General features: G+C 39.1%; 27 protein-coding genes. 7 read left to right on the forward strand and 20 right to left on the reverse strand.

The features are described from left to right. Positions 1-30: 30 nt before the first annotated feature. The gene (locus D1953_RS05900) at positions 31-252 is read right to left on the reverse strand and encodes a YuzB family protein (RefSeq protein ID WP_119116243.1); all 222 of its coding nucleotides are present in this window, start codon (positions 250-252) and stop codon (positions 31-33) included. A 323-nt stretch (positions 253-575) separates the two neighbouring features. Between D1953_RS05900 and D1953_RS05905 the strand changes: the two genes are divergently transcribed. Both D1953_RS05905 and D1953_RS05910 read left to right on the forward strand, forming a co-directional pair. Then, complete coding sequence (locus tag D1953_RS05905; RefSeq protein ID WP_119116244.1) at positions 576-1,292, forward strand: RsfA family transcriptional regulator; 717 nt, start codon at positions 576-578, stop codon at positions 1,290-1,292. A 565-nt stretch (positions 1,293-1,857) separates the two neighbouring features. Beyond that, the gene (locus D1953_RS05910; protein ID WP_119116245.1) at positions 1,858-2,181 is read left to right on the forward strand and encodes a hypothetical protein; all 324 of its coding nucleotides are present in this window, start codon (positions 1,858-1,860) and stop codon (positions 2,179-2,181) included. 422 nt (positions 2,182-2,603) lie between these two features. On the opposite strand, the gene lipL is transcribed toward D1953_RS05910, so the two are convergent. Together lipL and pta are read right to left on the reverse strand one after the other, a co-directional pair. Next, positions 2,604-3,443, reverse strand: coding sequence for an octanoyl-[GcvH]:protein N-octanoyltransferase (gene lipL, locus D1953_RS05915; RefSeq protein WP_119116246.1), 840 nt, complete (start codon positions 3,441-3,443; stop codon positions 2,604-2,606). A 45-nt stretch (positions 3,444-3,488) separates the two neighbouring features. Then, positions 3,489-4,460: a phosphate acetyltransferase gene (gene pta, locus D1953_RS05920; protein WP_119116247.1), complete on the reverse strand. Its 972-nt coding sequence runs from the start codon at positions 4,458-4,460 to the stop codon at positions 3,489-3,491. A gap of 285 nt (positions 4,461-4,745) precedes the next feature. Between pta and hemQ the strand changes: the two genes are divergently transcribed. After that, positions 4,746-5,495: a hydrogen peroxide-dependent heme synthase gene (hemQ, locus tag D1953_RS05925; RefSeq protein WP_119116248.1), complete on the forward strand. Its 750-nt coding sequence runs from the start codon at positions 4,746-4,748 to the stop codon at positions 5,493-5,495. Positions 5,496-5,788: 293 nt separating this feature from the next. Continuing rightward, positions 5,789-6,343 carry a spore coat protein GerQ gene (gene gerQ / locus D1953_RS05930; protein ID WP_425454251.1) on the forward strand — a complete coding sequence of 185 codons (555 nt, stop codon included), beginning with the start codon at positions 5,789-5,791 and terminating at the stop codon, positions 6,341-6,343. A 45-nt stretch (positions 6,344-6,388) separates the two neighbouring features. On the opposite strand, the gene D1953_RS05935 is transcribed toward gerQ, so the two are convergent. From D1953_RS05935 to D1953_RS05950, 3 genes are all read right to left on the reverse strand, one after another. Continuing rightward, positions 6,389-6,754, reverse strand: a complete 366-nt coding sequence (locus tag D1953_RS05935) for a DUF423 domain-containing protein (RefSeq protein WP_119116249.1) — start codon at positions 6,752-6,754, stop codon at positions 6,389-6,391. 18 nt (positions 6,755-6,772) lie between these two features. Further along, entirely contained in the window at positions 6,773-7,042 is a 270-nt protein-coding gene (locus D1953_RS05940) for a YwdI family protein (protein WP_245979951.1), read from the reverse strand. A 273-nt stretch (positions 7,043-7,315) separates the two neighbouring features. Next, positions 7,316-7,996 carry a uracil-DNA glycosylase gene (locus tag D1953_RS05950; protein WP_119116251.1) on the reverse strand — a complete coding sequence of 227 codons (681 nt, stop codon included), beginning with the start codon at positions 7,994-7,996 and terminating at the stop codon, positions 7,316-7,318. 155 nt (positions 7,997-8,151) lie between these two features. On the opposite strand from D1953_RS05950, the gene pdxK reads away from it, so the two are divergent. From pdxK to bshB2, 3 genes are all read left to right on the forward strand, one after another. Continuing rightward, entirely contained in the window at positions 8,152-8,979 is an 828-nt protein-coding gene (gene pdxK / locus D1953_RS05955) for a pyridoxine/pyridoxal/pyridoxamine kinase (RefSeq protein WP_182480517.1), read from the forward strand. A 78-nt stretch (positions 8,980-9,057) separates the two neighbouring features. Next, entirely contained in the window at positions 9,058-9,405 is a 348-nt protein-coding gene (locus D1953_RS05960) for a YojF family protein (RefSeq protein WP_119116252.1), read from the forward strand. A 21-nt stretch (positions 9,406-9,426) separates the two neighbouring features. Beyond that, positions 9,427-10,092: a bacillithiol biosynthesis deacetylase BshB2 gene (gene bshB2, locus D1953_RS05965; RefSeq protein WP_119116253.1), complete on the forward strand. Its 666-nt coding sequence runs from the start codon at positions 9,427-9,429 to the stop codon at positions 10,090-10,092. Between the two features lie 26 nt (positions 10,093-10,118). Here the strand turns inward: bshB2 and D1953_RS05970 are convergent, their stop codons facing one another. The 14 genes from D1953_RS05970 to D1953_RS06035 form a co-directional block, all read right to left on the reverse strand. Then, on the reverse strand, positions 10,119-10,547 hold the full coding sequence (locus D1953_RS05970) for a MarR family winged helix-turn-helix transcriptional regulator (RefSeq protein WP_119116254.1): 429 nt from the start codon (positions 10,545-10,547) through the stop codon (positions 10,119-10,121). A 249-nt stretch (positions 10,548-10,796) separates the two neighbouring features. After that, a complete protein-coding gene (locus D1953_RS05975) occupies positions 10,797-11,999 on the reverse strand; it encodes an MFS transporter (protein ID WP_119116255.1) in 1,203 nt (400 codons plus the stop codon). A gap of 233 nt (positions 12,000-12,232) precedes the next feature. Continuing rightward, positions 12,233-13,351 carry a PRK06851 family protein gene (locus tag D1953_RS05980; protein ID WP_119116256.1) on the reverse strand — a complete coding sequence of 373 codons (1,119 nt, stop codon included), beginning with the start codon at positions 13,349-13,351 and terminating at the stop codon, positions 12,233-12,235. Between the two features lie 151 nt (positions 13,352-13,502). Beyond that, positions 13,503-13,976: a Cys-tRNA(Pro) deacylase gene (gene ybaK / locus D1953_RS05985; RefSeq protein WP_119116257.1), complete on the reverse strand. Its 474-nt coding sequence runs from the start codon at positions 13,974-13,976 to the stop codon at positions 13,503-13,505. A gap of 30 nt (positions 13,977-14,006) precedes the next feature. Continuing rightward, the gene (locus D1953_RS05990) at positions 14,007-14,597 is read right to left on the reverse strand and encodes a cob(I)yrinic acid a,c-diamide adenosyltransferase (protein ID WP_119116258.1); all 591 of its coding nucleotides are present in this window, start codon (positions 14,595-14,597) and stop codon (positions 14,007-14,009) included. A gap of 15 nt (positions 14,598-14,612) precedes the next feature. Beyond that, complete coding sequence (locus D1953_RS05995; RefSeq protein WP_119116259.1) at positions 14,613-15,038, reverse strand: bifunctional adenosylcobinamide kinase/adenosylcobinamide-phosphate guanylyltransferase; 426 nt, start codon at positions 15,036-15,038, stop codon at positions 14,613-14,615. After that, positions 14,990-15,607: a histidine phosphatase family protein gene (locus tag D1953_RS06000; protein WP_119116260.1), complete on the reverse strand. Its 618-nt coding sequence runs from the start codon at positions 15,605-15,607 to the stop codon at positions 14,990-14,992. Before D1953_RS06000 ends, D1953_RS05995 begins: the two co-directional genes overlap by 49 nt. Then, positions 15,565-16,356 carry an adenosylcobinamide-GDP ribazoletransferase gene (gene cobS, locus D1953_RS06005; RefSeq protein ID WP_119116261.1) on the reverse strand — a complete coding sequence of 264 codons (792 nt, stop codon included), beginning with the start codon at positions 16,354-16,356 and terminating at the stop codon, positions 15,565-15,567. Before cobS ends, D1953_RS06000 begins: the two co-directional genes overlap by 43 nt. Continuing rightward, positions 16,353-16,928 (reverse strand): bifunctional adenosylcobinamide kinase/adenosylcobinamide-phosphate guanylyltransferase, encoded by a 576-nt coding sequence (locus D1953_RS06010; protein WP_119116262.1) that lies wholly within the window; start codon positions 16,926-16,928, stop codon positions 16,353-16,355. The genes cobS and D1953_RS06010 overlap by 4 nt, the downstream gene beginning before the upstream one ends. Next, positions 16,901-17,986 (reverse strand): threonine-phosphate decarboxylase CobD, encoded by a 1,086-nt coding sequence (cobD, locus tag D1953_RS06015; RefSeq protein WP_119116263.1) that lies wholly within the window; start codon positions 17,984-17,986, stop codon positions 16,901-16,903. Before cobD ends, D1953_RS06010 begins: the two co-directional genes overlap by 28 nt. After that, positions 17,961-18,929: an adenosylcobinamide-phosphate synthase CbiB gene (gene cbiB, locus D1953_RS06020; protein ID WP_119116264.1), complete on the reverse strand. Its 969-nt coding sequence runs from the start codon at positions 18,927-18,929 to the stop codon at positions 17,961-17,963. The genes cobD and cbiB overlap by 26 nt, the downstream gene beginning before the upstream one ends. Next, positions 18,926-20,395 carry a heme ABC transporter ATP-binding protein gene (locus tag D1953_RS06025; RefSeq protein WP_119116265.1) on the reverse strand — a complete coding sequence of 490 codons (1,470 nt, stop codon included), beginning with the start codon at positions 20,393-20,395 and terminating at the stop codon, positions 18,926-18,928. Before D1953_RS06025 ends, cbiB begins: the two co-directional genes overlap by 4 nt. A 1-nt stretch (position 20,396) precedes the next feature. Next, positions 20,397-21,458 carry a FecCD family ABC transporter permease gene (locus tag D1953_RS06030; RefSeq protein WP_119116266.1) on the reverse strand — a complete coding sequence of 354 codons (1,062 nt, stop codon included), beginning with the start codon at positions 21,456-21,458 and terminating at the stop codon, positions 20,397-20,399. Further along, complete coding sequence (locus D1953_RS06035) at positions 21,424-22,383, reverse strand: ABC transporter substrate-binding protein (protein ID WP_119116298.1); 960 nt, start codon at positions 22,381-22,383, stop codon at positions 21,424-21,426. Before D1953_RS06035 ends, D1953_RS06030 begins: the two co-directional genes overlap by 35 nt. Between the last annotated feature and the right edge of the window lie 100 nt (positions 22,384-22,483).

Genomic DNA, 22,483 nt, shown 5'->3' on the forward strand with positions numbered 1-22,483 from the left:
TCAACTACGAGGTGATGATGATACAGTACATTATTTAAGCTTCTTATCTATCTTATCCATTAACTCATCTTCTGTTGGCGCTGCTACTGGACGATTATTCACAAAAGCAAAAGATTTCTTTCTTCCTGGACCACAATAGGATTGGCAGCCCACTTCAATCTTTGCATCCGGGTCTAGCTTTTGTAAACGAGGTACCAAAGTTTTGATATTAACTGCCTGGCAGTCATCACACACTCGGAATTCATTAGCCATCCTTCGTTTACCATCCTTTCTATATATAAACAATCTACTCTTTATATTTATATTTAAATAACTAAATGGTATTTTACCGCTTCTACTTGTTTATTTCAAGAGGTGAACATGCACCGAATATACGCTCCTTTTCCTACTTTTTACAAAAGTCATATATGAGTAACAATCTAAAGCAGTCAAATAAAAACTACTATCCTTTTAACTTTTATGAATAAAATTTCCCGAACCTGTCCAAACTGATTAGTAAAATACAACAATGTTCCTAAACTTCAATATCATCAATTTATCATTTTTAGATAGTACAAGAAAGGAAGTATGCGCTTATGAAAATTCGGCAAGATGCTTGGACAGAAGAAGACGATTTATTATTAGCAGAGACGGTACTACGTCATGTTCGTGAAGGAAGCACACAATTAAATGCTTTTGAAGAGGTGGGCGACAAATTAAACCGGACTTCAGCTGCATGCGGTTTTCGCTGGAATGCGGTTGTTCGTCATAACTATGATAAAGCTCTATCACTCGCCAAAAAACAACGAAAGCAACGTCAAAGAATTTTAGGAAAAGACCAAGGTGGAAAGAAGAAGTTATTATATACACCACCTACCCCTACTATAGCAGACATTACTGTACCAAAAGGCGAGCCTAATGAAGTTGAACTAACATTAGAAACTAGCAATTATGAGGACGGTAAAGCGGAAACTACGGTTCACAATTATGCACTCACAGAAACAACACTGACACTCGATACAGTCATTTCATTCCTCGAAACAATGAATGGACGTATGCTGCAAGCGGAAGTGTTAAAAACAGAGAATGAACGTTTAAAGCTTGAAATTAAAGAATTAAAAAAGCGGAATGAAGAACTTGAAGGGAAAGTTAATCATTTAGAACAAAATACGGGCTTAATTCAAGAAGATTATGAAACTCTGATGAAGATTATGAACCGGGCAAGAAAGCTTGTTTTATTAGAAGAAGATGAGCGCCCAACAACGAAATTTAAAATGGACCGCAATGGAAATTTAGAAAAAATGGCGGAATAAGAGAGCAAGATTTTCTTATACTATCTGAATGTATACTAAACGAAAGATAGTATAGAAAAAGGTTATATATAAACAATTTGGTTTTCGACAGTCTCTTATCTAATTTTTTGGCCCCTGTTTTCTCTTTGTTTCATGGAGCTAGAGCTGCCTTTTAGCGTAGCTGAAAGGCGGGTGAGACCGTAATCCCACATGAGCAGGAGCCAAATCAACAGCGTATTCAAATAAACATTCTTATGCCCCTTTAACAAGTTGAACATGTACGGTAATAAGATACGTCTTTTCCTTTCAACATAAACTACTGCCTATGAGCAGTTTAAAATAACTAAAACTCTGTTTATCCTCTTAACAATATGGAAGAGAATAAACAGAGTTTTTTATCATATAAATGAATCTTAAAACTTGTGTATCCCCAAAGAACACACGACTCTTATATAGAAACTTAACTTTTTTCATAAAATTCCCTAAATAGTCTCCATAATTCTTCATAATTTTCGGAATAATCTGTTTACTTACACATAAAGAGCCCTTATAATAAATGTATACTTTTCTAAGGAGGGATGGAAAGATGAGAAAAACAAAAGTTTTTTATGGCGTATTGCTGCTTGTCTTTTTGTCCTTCTTAGTTACTCAATATACGGGCGAAAATACGAAAGCTTTAGATTTGCATGAAAGCAAAGCAATCACCGCCTTTAATGGGGACGTCCAAGACTTTCCTTCAAAAGATGATAATAAGAAACATCCTTTCACTCCAATAAATATTTTACAATTCTTTATCTATTTATCTCTTGTTTTTATCTCATTCAATGTCTTATTAACTCAAACCCGCAATAAACTTATTTTCTTTACACCCATTTTTTATCAGGCGAATTATCTAATACGTACTCCTTGATTTTTTTTAAAAAAATTACAAGGGGGAATATATATGTGGATTCGTTTTTTAATGATGGGGTTCTTTTCACTTACAGCATTTAGCTTTCTTTTTTATCAAGGAATTGAAATTTCCCATGCATTTTTAGATTACTTTAAAAAGAATAATTTATAATCTAAATTCATTCGACTATAGGGCGATTCTCTAATATTCATTCAAGGGGGATCGTCTTTTTTATTTACTCAATCTCACTATGGCGGCTGTTAGTATTCCATTCCGCGCCATTACAATTTGCTCATGGAAGAATGATTATACTACACTTTTGAAAAAAGAAGAGTCACCGAAAGGGAATTTCTCTCTTTCGATGACTCTTCTCTGTGATTAATCTAAACGAGCCAGTTTCTCTTTTCTTGATATCTTGCTCCAGATACCTTCTACTTTTCTTACTTTGGCATCGCCTTGTCATTTCTCTCTTTAATTCTTGTTAAATAAGACTCAAATAATGGTTGCTCTTCCACGGTTAGAGGTAGCATCTGAACTTGTCCAGTATGTGTTTGGAGTACTTGTAAAAAGCGCTTTATTACATCAGATATCGTAAGACGGGTTTGAAGTAATTCTTCTAGGGATGCCATCACATCGGGTTGAATATCCGGATATGTAAATTTCGTTTTTGTCTCCGCAAGCGCTGCATGATAAAACTCTTTGATTAGCTGTGCTCGTTTAGAGCCGCTTCCACTGACACAAAGATAGATTTGAACAGCAACGCCATTTCGAATACGGCGCTGTGAAATACCCGCGAATTTTTGACCAGCAATGCTTAAATCGTAGCTGCCAGGACAATAAGAACCAACAATCTCTTTCGCTTCAATCTCTACCGCAAAATCAGCAAACATAAGCCTAATTAAGTCCCACATTGTGTCGTAACCACGATTGATATCAATTCGATGTTCTGTTTCAGGAAAAACTAATGATAGATTTAATACACCCTCATCTAGTACAACAGCAAGCCCCCCTGAATTTCGAACAATCGCTTGAAAACCATGTCTATCCAACACATCAATACCTTGTTTAAGAAAAGGAAGCTTTGTATCTTGAATGCCTAATACGACGGTTTGATGATGAACCCATGCTCTAGCAACAGCGGTCGTTTGCTCTGCCCCAACTAAAGCGCAAAGCGTATCATCCATCGCAAAGGACTCCAACGCATGAAACTTTGAACCGAGAGATGACTGGTCAATCACTCTCCACTCTCGCTGCACTAACAAAGAATCTGTCTCACGCATATCGATCTCCCCTTCAATAAGTTATCAACAATTTATCCACACCACTTAAAGTGACTGAGCCGCTGTAATAATTGCTAATTTATACACGTCTTCTTCGCTGCAACCGCGGGATAAATCATTAACTGGGCGATTAAGGCCTTGTAAAATTGGACCGACTGCTTCAAAATTGCCAAGACGTTGAACCATTTTGTAGCCGATATTACCCGCTTCAAGACTTGGAAAAACGAATACATTAGCGTTTCCGTGAAGAGGTGAATTCGGTGCTTTACTTTTTGCAACAGCTGGTATGAAGGCAGCGTCAAATTGAATTTCACCATCGACAACAAGCTGTGGATCCATCTCATGTACTAGCTGTACAGCTTTAACGACTTTTTCTGTTTCAGGTGAAACAGCAGATCCCTTTGTTGAAAAGCTTAATAGAGCTACACGTGGCTCAATATCAAACATTTGACCTGTTTTCGCACTTTCCACCGCGATTTCAGCTAAATCTTGGCTATCTGGAGAAATATTGATGGCACAGTCTGCGAATACGTATTTCTCTTCCCCGCGCACCATAATAAATACACCAGAGGTTTTTTGAATACCAGGCTTTGTTTTAATAATTTGAAGAGCTGGACGAACCGTATCAGCTGTAGAGTGCGCAGCACCGCTTACCATTCCATGTGCATCATTCAGATGAACAAGCATCGTGCCGAAATAGTTTCCATCTAATAGGATTTGGCGCGCTTGCTCCTCTGTCACCTTTCCTTTTCGAACTTCTACAAAAGCTGCAATCATTTTATCCATGTCTGGATATTTTTTCGGATCATACAATTCTACCGATTCTAAAGAAACCTTTAATTGATCCGCTTTCTGCTGAATCTCTTCGATGTCTCCAATTAAAATTGGAGTTAATAATTTCTCGTTGGCAAGTCGAGCTGCAGCGGCAAGGATACGCTCATCTAATCCTTCTGGAAAGACGATTTTTACATTTTCTTTAGAGATCTTCTCTTCTAAAATCTTAAATAAATCACTCATTGCTACATCCTCCTTAATGTATACGATTCCCTTCTCTGTTCGCTCATTATGTATGGCGAGAAACGTATGGTTTTTGGTATAACTTAAGAATACTCTAGGATGTATTAAAATTCCATACTTATTAAACCGCTTTCAAACTATTTTCATGGTTTTAAATGATTCCCTTAATGGGAAAACTCTATTTATGAAATTTTTTCGAACATTGTCAATTGATTGTTTAAAGACAAATCTATTATGAAAACTATGTTATATTAAAGGTATCTTAACACTTTAGGAGTGATTGTAATGAGTGAAGCAGCACAAACTCTAGATGGTTGGTATTGTTTGCACGATTTTCGCCTAATTGATTGGGCTTCTTGGAAAACGCTTTCGAGCGATGAACGCCAATTAGCGATTTCAGAATTCCAAGGTTTACTAGACAAATGGAATACAACACAAAGCAACAATGAAGGAAGTCACGCTCTTTATTCAATCGTTGGTCAAAAAGCAGACTTTATGCTTATGTTTGCTCGTCCTACAATGGAAGAATTAAATGCGATTGAAAATGAATTCAATAAAACAAAGCTGGCTGAATATACAATTCCAGCCTATTCTTATGTTTCTGTCGTTGAGTTAAGCAACTACTTAGCAGGTGGAGACGGGGAAGATCCGTATCAAAATCCACATGTACGCGCTCGACTATATCCAACTCTGCCAAAAGCCAAACATGTATGCTTCTATCCAATGGATAAGCGTCGCCAAGGAGATGATAACTGGTACATGCTTAGCATGGATGAGCGCAAAAGCTTAATGCGTTCTCACGGTATGATTGGCCGCAGCTATGCAGGAAAAGTAAAACAAATCATTTCGGGTTCTGTCGGTTTTGATGACTACGAATGGGGTGTTACACTTTTTGCAGATGATGTACTTCAATTTAAGAAATTAGTATACGAAATGCGCTTTGATGAAGTAAGCGCTCGCTATGGAGAGTTCGGTTCGTTCTTCGTTGGAAATATTTTAACAGAAGAATCTATTCCATCCTTCCTATATGTTTAATTAAGAAAAGCAGAAACGGCTCGATCAATCAGCCGTTGGAGCTAGACATTAAGAAACGTGCAAGTGCATTAAGTGAGCTCTCGATTATTCGAGGGCTTTTCATATTCCATATGAAATTAAAATTTCTTCTAGCATAATCCAACCCTTTCCCCCATAAATTTGAAATAGTGATAATTTTAACAGCTTATCACTTACTAATCTTTATACAACATACTGCCTTCCCAACCAACACAATCCGAATGCCCAAGTGTTTCTCAAACCTTTTAAATATTGATTAATTAGGAGGGAATACCATGTCACAAAATAATAACCCAAACCCTTATGGAGTGTATCCTTATGGCGGTCCTTACCCGCCTTTTGAAAGTCCAGATGCTGCTTATAGACAAGGGGAAGGCTATCAACAAGGGTATATGCCACAGCAGCAAATGTCTTTTCCACAACAGCAGGCACCTTTTCCACCGCAACAGCAACAGCAACAAGCACCTTTTCCGCAACAACAAGCAGGTTCGCAAGGTTCCTTACCAACAGGCCAGCCTCCAGGAGGACCTGAAGTCCCTGGTATGCTTCCTGTCGAACAATCTTATATTGAAAACATTCTCCGCTTAAATAAAGGAAAGCTTGCCACCGTTTATGCAACTTTTGAGAATAACAGAGAATGGAATGCAAAAAAATTCAAAGGGATTATTGAAGCGGCTGGACGTGACCATCTCATTCTTAGTGATCCACAAAGCGGACAACGTTACTTAATTCCAATGGTATACGTAGACTACATTACATTTGATGAAGAAATTGAATATGAATATCCATTTGGAGGTGGTTCCAATTTAACCTCCTTCCCACCGAGATAAAAAAAGCTGGTGAAAGGCATAAACCTTTCACCAGCTTTTTGATTTTTACAATTTATAGACCGCAATAATCATAAGAACCCATGCTGCTAAGAAAGCAACCCCACCAATTGGCGTAATGGCACCTAATACCTTAATCTGTGTCACAGCTAAGACGTATAGACTGCCTGAGAAAATAATAATCCCTGCAAACATCAGCCAGCCAGACCAATTAATAAGAGAACCCGAAACTTTTCCGGCAAGTAAACCAATCGCTAGTAAACCACCTGCATGAAACATTTGATATTGAACGGCTTTTCCCCATATATTCAAATATTTATCCGGAATTTTCCCTTCTAAACCATGTGCTCCAAATGCTCCTAAAGCGACCGCTAGAAACCCATTGATCGCTCCTAAAATAATAAACAGCTTCATCTTATCTCTCCTCTATGTTTAAAAATCCAATAACGAACTTCCGTTAGCCCCTTCTACCTTTACTCGCTCTGTTATAGGGACTGCTGTTGTATGTTGCACAGTCGTCATCTGCTTCACGGGTTGACTTATGTGCAGTGGAGAAGTTGACGGCTGCTCATTCACCATCACCTCACACAGTGCTTGTACAGCCATTATGTATCCTTTTAATGCGTCTTCAGAGTCTGCCTGCTTTGCCTTTGCAACAAGCTCCTCCATCTTTTCTAACACTTGCTTCGATGAGATTTGCAATTCTATTCACCTCGCCTATTAGGTCTTATTTAGCATATCAAAAATTCCCCTTCAACAGAAACAATGTGCATGCTAGATTTTCCCCCTCTTTCGCTTATCTTCAAATTTCAGACACACTTCTCCTGACGAGCGAAAGACATCTAGAGATGGTAAGTTTGGTGTTTTAAATTGAAAAGCGCGACACCCTTTCGGAAATTTCATATCCCATGTGACAAAATAATGCTTACATGCCATACAATTTACCCTTTTCATTAACCGGTTTCTCCCTTCCCTTTACCGATTTGAAATTTGCCAATCGATTTCTTGCATACCCCATTGCTTTAAATAGGCGTTTGTCTTCGAAAAAGGCTGGCTCCCAAAGAAACCTCGATTAGCTGAGAGCGGACTTGGATGTGGAGCTGTTAAAACTTTATGACGCTCTATATCAATGAGAGACATTTTACTTTGAGCTGGTTTCCCCCATAGAATAAACACCATCGGCTTTTCTCGTTCATTCAACAAACGAATCACTTCTGTCGTGAACGTCTCCCAGCCCTTCCCACGATGAGAATTTGCCTCTCCTTCTCGTACCGTCAAAACAGTATTTAACAGCAGCACCCCTTGCTTAGCCCATTCAATGAGATAACCATTATTCGGAATGGAACAGCCTATATCTTGATGCAGCTCCTTATAGATATTCTTTAAAGATGGCGGAATTTTCACTTCAGGTTGAACAGAAAAGCTTAAACCATGCGCTTGATTTGGACCATGATACGGGTCTTGCCCAAGAATAACAACTTTCACCTCTTCATAAGGGGTTAATTGAAGGGCCTGGTAAATGTTCTCAGCCTTCGGATATACATGATGCTGTTCATACTCTTGCTCCAAGAAATGTTCGAGCTCCATATAATATGGTTTTCTAAATTCTTTTTCTAAAAGAACTTGCCAATCTTTTGCTAACACGTGGTTTATCATTTTCACCCTCCTTTTTATCTCTCATTATTACCTATCATATAAGCGAAAACAAAGTTCTTCTTCATTTTACAGAATGGAAATAATGGTATATTCTAAAACAAGGATATTGGGTATAATATCATACAGATTTTAATTCTCCTAAGGGGGTCACACATATGACTATGAAAAAAGCGATGACAGTAGCTGGCTCAGATTCTAGCGGGGGCGCTGGTCTTCAAGCTGACTTAAAAACATTCCAAGAATTCGGCATTTACGGAATGTCTGCACTGACAACGATTGTAACAATGGATCCAAAAAACGGTTGGGCACATAACGTATTCCCAACACCTGTTAACGTATTAGAAGCACAAATGGAAACGATCTTATCTGTCGGCATCGACGCAATGAAAACAGGTATGCTCGGTTCAGTAGAAATTATTGAACTCGTTGCTCGAAAAATAGACGAACTAAAATTAGATAAAGTCGTAATTGACCCTGTTATGGTATGTAAAGGTGAAGATGAAGTGCTTCATCCTGAAACAGCTATTGCTCTTCGCGACGTGCTTGTACCAAGAGCAACAGTCGTTACACCGAACCTTTTCGAAGCGGCACAATTAGCTGGAACAGCACCTATTAAAACGATCGAGGATATGAAACAAGCGGCAGAAAAAATTCATGCGCTTGGTGCAAAATATGTCCTTATCAAAGGTGGAAACAAATTAGACCACGATAAAGCAATCGACCTTTTATTCGATGGCAAAGAGTTTGAAATTTTAGAATCCGAAAAAATTGAAACAACAAATACACATGGTGCTGGCTGCTCATCTTCAGCAGCAATTACAGCTCAACTGGCAGAAGGAAAATCAGTAAAAGAAGCGATTTATACAGCAAAAGACTTCATTACTGAAGCTGTACGTCATTCTTGGAAAATGAATGAATATGTAGGTCCAGTTAATCATGGAGCCTATCATAAATATGGCACGCCAAACAAAGTAACTCAATAATGAATCTACATCATCATAAAAGGCTTGCTCCAATATATAGAGCGGCCTTTTCACTTTCATATATAGGGGGGAAAATCGATGAAATCTATTGATTTAAAAGAAGTACAGGCTGTCATTGACTCCTTTGCTAAGCAGGATGTTTATCTTCATTTGGAGACAACAAATGGAGCCTATGCCAGCCATCATAATGAAGCGTTCTTCTCAGCAGGTGCTTATATTAGAAATGCCCTTGTTCAATATGAACATGGAAAAATCATTGGTGAAGGCCCATACCGGGTTGGCTTAAAACTTTCTATCGGCTGGATTTATGCAGAAGGTTTAACTCATTTTGAGGTGGATCAATCAGGTAGATTATTATTAGCCGGACTTGATTATACAGGCAAGCTAGCTGTTGCCTTACAGCTTAGTTACAGTCCGTTTGAATAAGGAATGGAAGGAGAGATAATATTGGAAAAGGAAAAACATATTTTAGTCGTGTTCCCGCACCCTGATGACGAATCGTTTGCTGTTGCCGGAACGCTCGCTCTACACATTCAAGCTGGTACGCCTGTTACATACATGTGTTTAACATTAGGTGAAATGGGGCGCAATCTTGGCAACCCGCCATTTGCAACGAGAGAATCACTTCCAACTATTCGTAAGCAAGAGCTCCTGAATGCTGTTAAAGCAGTTGGGATTCAAGATTTACGAATGATGGGACTACGTGATAAAACGGTTGAATTTGAGGATGACGAAAAGCTAACAAACATGATTACAGAAGCTATCGATGAACTTCAACCCTCTTTAGTAATTACATTCTATCCAGGTTACAGCGTGCATCCTGATCACGAAGCAACAGGAAGAGCTGTTGTACGAGCTATTGCAAGAATGTCAGAAGATGAGCGTCCAAAGCTCCATTGTGTAGCTTTTTCAAACAACTGCCTAGATGAATTAGGAAATCCAGATATTGTACACGATATTCGTTCTGTTCAAGATAAAAAACTAGCTGCCATGAAAGCACATCGTTCTCAAACAGAGGCACTTCTAGCAAATTGGGAAGAACAAGTCGCCAACAAAGAAGTAGAATTCATTTCTCAACTTATGGAAGAACGTATGTGGACATATAAATTTTAAGACAACCCGCCATTGGCAGGTTGTCTTTACTTTCCACTTTCTTTTAAATTTTTCTGTAGACTCCTCAAAGTTCGCCTTGTTACTTCACGATCATTTTCAGGAATATCTTTCATAATATTTTGTTCAAATTCATCGACTATCTTTTTACCTCCCTCATATGTATGTACACCTAAGTCCGTCAACTGAATACGGCGTTCCCTCTTGTCTTTTCCCGGAATTTGTTCAATAAACCCTCGCTCTTCTAAACGATTAACGGTCCTTGTTATAGTTGGTTTTTCCACATTTAAATAAGTGCTAATTTCAACAAGCGTGGCCGTCCCAAACTCATGTAAATAATAAATAACCGACCATTGAGCTTGATGTAAATCTATTTTAGAAAGATGCTCATTTAATTTCTTCGTAAAGAATCGAGATACTTGTAGATAATGGTGAAAAAATTTATTGTAAAAAGGCATTGCTCCACCTCCAAAGATATAACCGCCTAATATTTCCTCATTAGAAAATTCGCCTTTCACTCACCTTTTGGAAAAAGGCCTAGTTATCATTATACTATCCTCTTAAAATCATCAGCTATATCAAAGTACATTTTTCAATCAAAAAAAACGCCTGTAAATATAATTACAGGCGGAGAAAAGGGGGAATACTTTTGGAAAAATTCAATTACGTCAATAGTATGTCCCCTTATGATATCTTTTATACCGCTTTTAAAAATTTTCAGCATGCAATCGTTTACCTGTTTGGCTCGATGCTTTTTTTCCATGAAGGAAATAATACACAACAAGGCAAGCAAAGGCACTGATCGCCATTATGACATATAAACCACGAAAGCCTATAGAAGGTACCAGAAAACCTAATAAGAACGGACCTACTCCAACCCCTAAATCTGTAAATAAGAAGAATGTGGAGGTTGCCAAACCCATTCGATGCGAAGGTGCCTTTTTCACCACAATCGCCTGAGCGCTTGATTGGTATGTACCATAACCAATTCCAATAAGAGCCCCAGCAATTAATAACACTGATCCTATATAAGCCTGACTTAGTAAAACGAGCCCAATGGCAAACAATAGAATCGCTGGATAAATAACTGCATTCTCCCCATATTGATCAAACCAACGGCCCGTAAACGGACGGGATAATAATAAAAAGACAGAGAACATTACAAAGAAAAAGCTTGCTGCACTAACTAAATGAATCTCCTGTGCGTAACTTGTTAAAAACGATAAAACACTTGAGTAAACAAATCCAATAATCGCCATTAACAATGAAACAGGAAGAGCACTTTTCTCAAAGAAATCACCTAATTTTAATCCTTTTTCCGTTTTCTCTTCTGTAAAAGTCAACGATGGAATGCGTATAAATAGTGTCGCTAATAAGCCAGCAACTGAGAAGGCTGTTACAGCGAAAAATACGAATGTATAGCTTAAATATTGTGTAATCATTAACCCGATAAAAGGACCAATTCCCATCGCTATATTCATACTCATCGAGAAGTAACCCGTGCCTTCACCACGTCTTTCGGCTGGAATAATTTCAGCGGCAATTGTTGCTGTAGCAGTCGTCGCAATACCAAAAGCAATCCCATGAATAACACGATTCAAGAATAAAAGAGCTAAACTATTTGTAAAAAAATAAAGAATGCAGGCAATAAGAAATAACACAAGCGACAAGATCAGCATCTTCTTCCGACCAATTCGATTAATGGTCTTCCCTGCAATTGGACGAACTAGAACAGCTCCAAGCACAAATATACTAGAGGCAAGCCCTGCTTGACTCGGGGAGGTCTGAAACTCCTTTAGTGTATAAGCGGTTAATGTAACCATTAATAAATAAAAAGTTAAAAAAATAAAAAAGTTTGTCGACGAAACGATAATAAAATCTTTCGTCCACAATTTCGGTTTGTGACTCATAAATTAACTACTCTCCTTCTTCCTTTCTATAGCATTTAATAACATATGATTAAATATATTGGTAAGCTCATCCACTACTATAGTTATCTAGGTAACTATACTCCTGTTTTTCACACTTGTCTAGTGGTAATTTGCAAAAGTTAAGCTAAAATCTAGCAAGTCCATAATATTTAGTCATATGACCTAATAAAGAAATACCGTACTCTATTGAAGAATACGGCATTGGCTATTAATTAATGCAAAATCGACTTAATTGTATTTCCTTTTGCTAAATCGAGGATATCCGTTTCCATATCCTTTTGAATATCATCAATAATCGTAAAGTCAATCGCTCTTTGATAAATCTTTTCTATCTCATCATGCAGCTTCTTCGCTTCGGATAAACTAGCTGTTCCATCATTCATCTTTGCACGATATATAGCTGAAACGTCTTTAATTTGGTCACTATAAATTTCGTCTGTTCCAGGTAAAATAGCAACCTTATATAAATCGATAATTTCATCGCCTGCACGACTTGGAAAATATTCATGAGGAGCTGTACTATCAAAAATCGCCATTCCAAGCTCCCGAACAATCACCATATCCAAACTATTTGGATCAAATCCACAATGATAGATTTCAACATCAAAGCCTCTATTCTCCGCTGTCGTGGCAAGCTTTTTCAACAGCGTCGATTTTCCTGAACCAGGTCTTCCTTTTAAGAAATAACGTTTCGGCAAACCTTCCGTTAAATTAGGAACATAGTCCACAGCCCCAATCGGTGTAGCAGCTCCTAGAAAACGATGTCGTACATCTGCTTTCTTATTCAAGAAAATATCACCGAAGAACTTTGTTTTTAATTTCCCTGTTAATGCATTTAACTTTTCAAAATCCATATTGGCAATATATATTTCTTCCCATTCATCATGAACAGCTAGTGCCTCAGCATAATATTTGTAAGCCCTCTCATAAGCTTCCTGCCGTTCCTTCATTAAACGAAGAATCTCTGCTTTTTCCGCAACTAACTGCTGTGAATTCCATGCATGACCTAAGTTCACATATTCTTCAATAGCTCCTGGTGCTTTCGGTTCTACGACATGCGGCTCTGTTCCATCCACAATCCCAATTTTTAAAGCCGGAAAAATAACACCATCAATCGAATCTGGATCGGAAGAACAATGAATATACTCTACATCATAGCCTTTTTCTAGCCATTCATTCGCTAATTTTTTCATTAACGTTGATTTTCCCATCCCTGGGCCGCCTTTTAAAATAAAGATCTTCTCTAACTCAGCGAAATTAGATTCGTATAAGCTAAAATAACCTCTTGCTGTATTTCCCCCGGCAAAGTAATGCAATGCTTTTCCTGTCACTTTGAACACACTCTCCTCTTTAACCAGATGTGTTGCTTCAGGATAGGGTATGCAAAACAGAATGGATAGGTGAATGCCTACCTTTTAATAAGTATGGTTTTCCATCAGCTATTCATAGAAACAGCAAAAAGGCTATCCAAAAAGATAGCCTCTATTTCGTTAATGCTTCCACTTTCACCTCAGTCGCAGCTATTAAATTTTCAAGAGTTAGTTCAATTTGCGTACCAATTTTCCCACCGCTGACAATGATGGTATCAAGATTTTTAGCACTATCATCCACAAAGGTTGGATATAGCTTCTTCATCCCAATCGGAGAACAGCCACCGCGGATATAGCCCGTCCATTTTAGAAGATCTTTGACATGAAGCATTTCAATCTTCTTCTCGCCCGCTGCTTTAGCTGCCTTTTTCAAATCTAGTTCTTCTCCTACTGGAATGACAAAGACATATACATGCTGCGGGGCACCATGAGCAACTAACGTTTTAAACACTGACTCAGGATTTTTTCCAATTTTCTCAGCAACCGACAAGCCATCAATTTTGCCGTCTTTATTGTCATAGCTCATCATCTGATAGTCGATTTTCTTTGCATCAAGAAGACGCATCGCATTTGTTTTACTAGCCATAAAAAACAAGAACTCCTTTAATCTAAACGCTTATTCTGTCTCGCGTTCCTTTCTTTTTCCGCCGCGGAATACATTCGCACTACGCGCATATTCTACATCGCTCACACCTAAACGGAAGTTAATAACGCGTGCAACTGCAAATAAATAATCTGATAAGCGATTTAAATATTGAAGTGCTAAAGGAGACACGGCAGCTCCCGTTTTCACAAGGGCAACAACCAATCGTTCTGCACGACGAGTCACTGTACGAGCAAGGTGAATTGTTGCCGCTGCCTTTGATCCTCCTGGTAAAATAAATCGCTCTAATGCTGGAGCTTCTACGATAAATGCATCAATTCTCTCTTCTAAATATGTAATCGCTTCATCCGTTAACTTTTTCGGTGCTTTTTCAGAAATGGTTGCTAAGTCGCCGCCACAGTCAAATAGCTCATGTTGAATTTTTTCAAGATCTGCTAATACATCAGCGAAAACAGCAGGATCTAACTCCGTCACCGCAAGCCCAATATAACTATTCACTTCGTCAACTGTACCATAAGACTCCACTCGAATATCGTCTTTATCTAAACGACCGCCAATCACACTTGTTTGTCCTTTATCACCTGTACGTGTGTAAATCTTCATAAAAAAATTCCTCCTCTATTTTACTTGTTGAGCTATTCCATACCAAATGATGTCAACGCGGCTAGAAGCAGCAGCTATATCTTGAAAAAACCAGCCGGAAGCATCGCGCCAAGTTCGATTACACGCTTCAATTGGGACAATTCCTTTTGTAATATCCGCTCCAATGATAATACAACACCTTGTTTTTTTCTCCTCTTCCCATATTCGCCATCGTTTGATGATTTCCTGCCATTTTATGCGAATTGCCTCTGCCGTTTGCTCTTGTATATCGTTTCGAAGCCACATCTCGACTCCCTGCAATACAACAAAATCTTCATCAAAATCAAAGGGAAGTGCTTCATCTTGATAAGCAGATATCCATTGAACTGGCGCCTTCTCAGAGTAATAATTCCTTACCCATTTTGCTTTTCCATTATAGGCACCACCCGTAACGAAGTGCATCGCTCTCCCCTCCTCCATGCTTCTTTATCATTCCAAAACAATTTATACCCACCTGCATGGGGAATCTGCCAATCCCAAAATGACTTTTCCTCAGGGGCATAATGGGCTAACAATTCACGAACTACGCCGCCATGTGTCATAATGGCGATATTCTCTGCTTTTTCAATGTTAAGATTTCGCCAAGCTTCCCTGATTCTTTCCGAAAAAACAGGATAGCTTTCCCCATTCGGAACATCCGCTTTCATTGGGTTTTCCAACCAAGCTTGATAGTATGAATCTTCCTTCAATTGTTCATACGTTTTTCCTTCCCAAAGTCCCCAATTCATTTCACGAAAAGCAAAGTCTGATATAATAGAGGCATTCGGAAATAGGAGCTGTGCAGTTGTTACACAACGAGGCAAATCACTGGAGATGACATGTTCATATGTATCAAAACAGCCGGCTAATGCCTGAATGTCTGCCTTGCCGCCTTCACTTAGAGGAGAATCTGTCCAACCAAGATAGGCCTTGCGCTCGTTAGCCTCTGTTAGCCCGTGACGAAGTAATGTAATAGCCACAGAATGAACCATAACCACAATTCCACTCCTTCTACTGATGCACCTAATACATCCCCAGTGATTCCGCCATACCATTGCACAATTTTCTTCTTAAGAAATAGCAAAAATAAACCGCTTGCTATCATAAGAATCATTAATAAAATACCGAGTTTCGTTCCTAATACAAAAGCTATCACAGCACTTGCCAGTAAATATAACCAATAAACGTGCAGACTATTTTTGCGAGCAGCACTTTGAAAAAAGGCCCCTAAGCCTTCTTGTTTAGCAAGTGGCATTTTACAAAGCAAATAGCCCATCACACACTTGCTTAAAAACGGCATAATAATGATGAGAAAATAACTCCAAACGGTTAATCGGTCAACAATCTCATAAATAAATAAGAAACGCATAGCAAGCAGCACAATAACCGAAATAACACCAAAAGCACCTGTACGCGAATCTTTCATAATCTCTAAACGTCGTTCTTTATCCTGATAGGAAAAAAATGCATCGCTCGTATCAATCCAGCCGTCCAAATGTAGACCACCGGTTAACACAATTGTTAATAACCAAAGAACAAAAGCGATTGAAAGCGTTGAAAACGGAGTCCATTCAACCATTGCATATAAAACAGCTCCCATTACCAGGCCGAGTAACACTCCTACTAGAGGAAATGTTTGAATGGCACGATGGATAAATGGTTTCTCCATTGGCAGTGCTTTTTTTAGCGGAATAACCGTTAAAAATTGCAGGTTGATCAGAAACCCAATCAGTGCACTCATATTGGCGTTCCTCCTTTTTTCATAACCGGTATCCCCCACTCAACCATGTACGCTGCATCAGCACGTTCTACAATGGCTTGATGAAGCAAGCCTAACATTTTCGCATATGTATGCAGAAATTCGTTGTGGAAAATTGGTTCTTGAATCACTTCATTGCTTACAATAATCAAACAAGCAGCGTGACGCTGAATTTCTTCAATACCATTCATAATTTTTATGAAAGTCTCTTCTAAAAACTCCGCTTCAAGCGGCTTTTGCTGTGTAAATAATTCATTATCCACAAGCGTTGTTAAACAATCTAGTAAAACAACGGAATCTTGATTGATTCCATCTACGATTCTCTCAATATCAGTAGGGAATTCCCAAGTTTTCCATGGAATCGGACTTTTCTCACGATCTTCTTGATGTCTATTTACACGCTCTGCCATTTCAGCATCAAATACTCGTCCACATGCCAAATAATGAAGAGTGGCGTGTTGCTCTATAGCCCATTCTTGTGCAGTTTGTTCGGCAAAGCGGCTCTTTCCACTTCTGACGCCACCTGTTATAAAGTAGAGTGCTGCTTTCGCCATTCACGTAATCCCTCCATCAATACTTCATTATCCCGTTTACTTTTAATCGCGAAACGAAGCCATCTGCCATCCAATCCCGGGAAGTTATACGTGTGGCGCGGGATAATCCCCCGGCTTAATAAAAATTTCAGCATCGCCGTTGAATCTTTAACTTTTGAATCTTTTAATAGGTAAAAGTTAATGGAACTATCAGAAACATCAAACTTATACTCTTCAAAAAACGAAAATAGTTTCTGCTTTTGCTCATGGATATACGCCCTTGTTTTCTCTACATATATCTCTTCAGTAAGACAGAGCTTCCCGGCCTCTAGTGCAATAGCATTAACACTCCAATGCGGTTTATACGGTTTTAATTGCTGAATCATTTCTGCATCTGCTAATAAATAGCCTAAACGTAAACCTGGAATGGCAAAAATTTTCGTTAACGAACGTAAAATCATAACATGCTGATATTGAGCAAGAAGTGGTGCATAGGTAAAAGAATCTTCTGTAAAATCATAAAATGCCTCATCAATGACAACCATACAGTTCGCTTGTTCACATTCCATAATGAGTTCGCGGACCGATTCTTCCGCGAAGGAAATACCTGTAGGATTATTCGGTGTACATAAAAAAACAGCATCACTTTTTTGCAAATACGGACGCAATGATTCGATATGTAACTCCCAATTCGGTTCTTGCAGCTGATAAAAACTCACATCACAGCCGGCAGCGTAACAGCTTTCTGCATATTCAGCAAAAGCAGGCTGAATAATCAGTACCTTCTTGCCCGTTAACAAACGCGCAACAAGGGTAATCATTTCTGCACCGCCATTCCCAACCAGAATAGAATGTTCCGGAAGCTGCTCTTTATAGGCTAAAAGCTTCGTCAACTCCACAGCATGCGGATCTGGATAGTGAATTATGCTGTTAAACAGACGCGACCAATGCTCTTGTAAGCTAGAAGGAGGGCCTAAAGGATTAATGTTCGCGCTAAAGTCGACATAGGATAAAGGCATGTCCATGCCAAGCGCTTCATATAAGTAATGCGGATTAGCTCCATGAGTTGGTAACGCCATAATAAGTCAAGCCTCCTAACCAAAGCAGTATTAAGAAAAGCAACGACGCAAAATGCATAATAGAAATGGTCTTATGAATATGAATGGCTTTTAACGGAACAAGAGGCTGCCCCATTTTTGCACGATAAGAAACCACTCCTTTATACACATTACGACCGCCTAGTTGAATACCTAAAAGAGCAGCCACTGCTGCTTCTGTCCAGCCGCTATTTGGACTTGGATGACGCTTTGCATCTGCCCATAATATCAACCAGCGCTTTTTCCAATGCTGATAGCGCGACGGATAACCGAGCATCATTAAAAAGCCTGTTAATCGACTTGGTATCCAGTTCACAACATCGTCTAACTTAGCAGATGCCCAGCCGAACTCTCCGTATTTATCATTGCGATAACCAACCATCGAATCGCATGTATTAATCGCTCGGTACACCATCGCTAGCGGAGCCCCGCCAATAAGAGCCCAAAATAAAGGAGCTGTAATGCCGTCACTCGTATTTTCGGCGACTGTTTCAACTGTTCCGCGAACAATTTCTCCCTCATCCAGCTGATCCGTATCACGACCAACGATATAGGAAAGCTTTAAACGAGCTTCTGACATATCTCCCTCTACAAGCGGACGAAATACGTCCATTCCTGCCTGACGAAGACTTTTTTGAGCGATCGTTGTGAAAATTAAAATCGCTTCCACAATGATTCCTGCAATCATATGTAATTGATAAGTTAAATAGGTAACCGCAAACGTTAATCCAAATGCTAGCAGCAAAACAATCACTAGCATCCCTATTCCTTTTTGTTTCTTATAATGACCCGTATTCCACTTTTGATCTAATTTACCAATAAGTGTACCAATCCACTTCACAGGATGCGGCCATCTAGGCGGATCTCCAATGATTAAATCGAGGAAAAACGCCAACGTAATCGCATATAGATGAGTTAGTATCATGTTCGTTTCACCCGCTCATTTTTTTCAATCGCTTCAACTGTACAGTCATATACTCCTCGACTAATCAGCTTTCCGAGCGGCGTAATGGTACCTGCATAGTGAAGCCCCTCACCTCGCTGTGTAGCGGCGATTAATATACTATCTGTTGATGTTCCTGTTGCCCATGTATTCGTGACTGGATCTTTCACGCCAAGTTCATGTAAGGCTTTTACTTTCGCTTCTGTTGCTGTGACAATGCTATGAATGAATGCTTCTTCAGCTACGTGACCGTTGATAAATATCCACGTATTAATCGTTCCTGGCCTTGGCGCATCTGAATGTTGATCAGCAAGCGAAGCATCAACTGCGTTTCCGACTCCCGCCGTCACAACGATAAAGATTGAGAAGTTTTCTCCATGTAAAAACCGATAAGACACGGCTTCTAAAAAAACAGCCGTCATCATACCAACTGTTTCACTCGGTTCAAATCCATGACTTCGTAAATAATCCGTCATTTCTTCTACATGATTCTCACAACTATACGTATGAGACACATGACGATTCACGAATTTCTGATGCCAGCCTGTTCCAGAACCAGTCACGCCTGAAGACATCGTCCGCAGTGGGATTGGGGCATGTAATTGAACCATTTCATCTGAAACCGTTAAAAATTGTTCATTAATCACAACTGAGTCCTTCTCTGAATCATGCTGATTGGGAACAATAAACATTTGCGGTCTTGGTATCGCTGGATGTGGATGCTTTTCAATCTCTGTTCGATACACTTGCTGAATTCTCTCCTGCTTAAGCACCTCATTTGGGATGTCATTCACCCTTACTTGGCCTTTTTCAAGCAGCATTAAACGATCACAATATAAACCAGCTAAATTTAAATCATGAAAAATAGCAATGACCGTTAGCTCATACTCCATCGCCATCTTTTTCATTAAATCGAGCAGCCCTTTTTGATAGGCAAGATCGAGATGATTCGTCGGTTCATCTAGAAATAAAATTTCTGGTTCTTGAGCAAGTGCTTGAGCTAACAATACACGCTGTCGTTCTCCACCCGATAACTGTTCAAACTGATAATCACTAAAACCAGCTACTCCTGTCTGTTCCATTACTTTCTGGACGACAGCTTCATCTTCATCTGACCATGAATGAAATAGGCCTTTTTGATGGGCATATCGACCGAGTGAAACGGTTTCTTTCACCGTATAAGAAAACGCGAGAGAAGAATGCTGTGGTAAAACGGCAATCACTTGTGCTAATTGCTTTGCTGAATATTCCTTTAGACTTGTTCCTTTAATTTTAATTGTACCGGCTTTATAAGCTAACACGCCGCTTAACATGCTTAGAAGTGTTGTTTTTCCGCTTCCATTTGGACCGAGTATTCCAAACAACTCCCCTTTATTTACTGTAAAAGAAACCGAATCTAAGACAGGGTGATTATAATACCCACCCGATAACCCCGTTACTTCAAGCATCTTATCTCTCCCCTCGCCTTCTTCTTTTTAGTAAAATTAATGCAAATGCTGGCGCACCAATTAAAGATGTAATAACCCCAATCGGCAATTCAGATGGTGATATAACCATCCTTGCGACCAAATCAGCTAATATTAAAAAACCACTGCCTATGAGTAACGATAACGGCAATAAATGTTTATGATCCGGTCCCCAAATTTGCCGAATAATATGAGGAATAACGAGACCCACAAAGCCAATCGTCCCTGATACAGCAACAGCAGCTCCGGTTAAAACAGAGCCTGCTATTAAAATGGTTAACTTCCTTCTTTGTACGTTCACACCTAAATGCTTCGCCCGATTCTCCCCAAATGTCATGGCATTTAATTCCTGAGTATTCATCATTAAAACAAGTGAACCGATAACGAAAAATGGCAGGATAATGACAATATAGCTCCAACCGCGCATCGACACGCTCCCCATGAGCCAACCAATTATTTGACGTAATTCCTCACCTGTTAACGCAATCATGAGCGAAATGAACGCACTTAAAAACGAACTAAAAATAATTCCTGTTAAAATAATCGTTTCAACCTTCATCGAGCGATCCATTTTCTTAGTAAAAAACAGCACACAAAAAATCGTAACGATCGAAAAGACTACGCTCAATATCGGAAGTGTAAAGTTACCTAAAACAGGTATAGAAATTCCAAGAAAAATCGTTGCAACTGCCCCAACAGATGCACCTGAAGAGACTCCTAGTGTATATGGGTCGGCAAGCGGATTGCGTAACAAACCTTGAAAGGCAGCTCCCGCAATAGCGAGAGATGCCCCTACTAAGCCCGCTAACAGCACACGTGGCAAGCGAATATTCATAACAATATTCGTAAACATCATATCTGGTTGCGCTGCAATAGGTAAATGAAATACTTCCTTACCTAAGATTTGAAATAATGTGAAAAAAGGAACCGAAACTGAACCAATTGAAATCCCTACCATCATCGAAAATAGTAGAAAACTAACGGCAATAATATAAGCTAAAGGTTTATTATTAGTTAAAGATTTCCGGATAGATTGCTTTACCAAGTTCCTCTACTCCCTCTACTAAACGTGGGCCAGGATGGTCAACTAAATCCGAATTTATATTATAAACTTGCTTATTTTTAATCGCAGTAATATCTCCCCAAGCATTGCGCTTTAATACTTCACTAATTGGGTCCTTTGTGCGATAGCCATGAGTTGTAACAATAACATCCGGATTTGCAGTAACAACGGCTTCTTCATCCATTTTCGCCCAACCTTCTAATTGACCTGCAATATTGTCTGCTTGAATGATTTGAAGCATTTCATCCATAAACGTGTTTTTACCTGGCGAATAAATCTCTGGTGGTGGAGACACTTCAATCAAAACTTTTTTGCGTTCGTCAGCTGTTACAACTTTCACTTTTTCTTTAACATCCTTCAATTTCGTCTGCATATCTTCTACGATGACTGTTGCAGCCTCCGTTTTACCTGTTGCTGTTCCAATCATTTCAATAGAATGATACACTTGTTTAAAATTTTGAGCATCATTTACGACAAGGACTGTAATCCCCATCTCCTTTAACTGTTTAACCCCTCCCTCAACATTATTAGAGCTATGGGCTAAAACTAAGTCAGGCTTTAATGAAACTACTTTTTCTATATTCATTTCCAAACCGCCAATTTTCTCAATATCCTTCGTTTCCTCTGGATAAGTATCATAATCAGACACACCAACGATTTGGTCACCTAAACCTAATGCAAAAGCAATTTCCGTATTACTTGGGATAACAGAGACAATTTTTTTCGGCTCCTCTTTAATTGTCACTTTTTCACCTGATCCGTCCGTAATCGTTACGGGAAACTGTGAAGCTGCTTGCTTCGGTTCTTTCGAATTTGAAGCACTATCCTCTTTTGTTGAATTACTGCAACCAACCATCACACCAACCGAAAGCAGCAAAACAAATAATAGACTAACTACCTTTTTCATGTTTCTCCCCCATTTTTCTTTTTTGAACATAGAAAAAACACCTCCTACAGAATAAGAGATGTTTGCATGGCTATATATGTATAAATGGATATCCGCCACA

The sequence above is a fragment of the Peribacillus asahii genome, from assembly GCF_003570725.1.
GTDB classification, from domain to species: domain Bacteria; phylum Bacillota; class Bacilli; order Bacillales; family DSM-1321; genus Peribacillus; species Peribacillus asahii.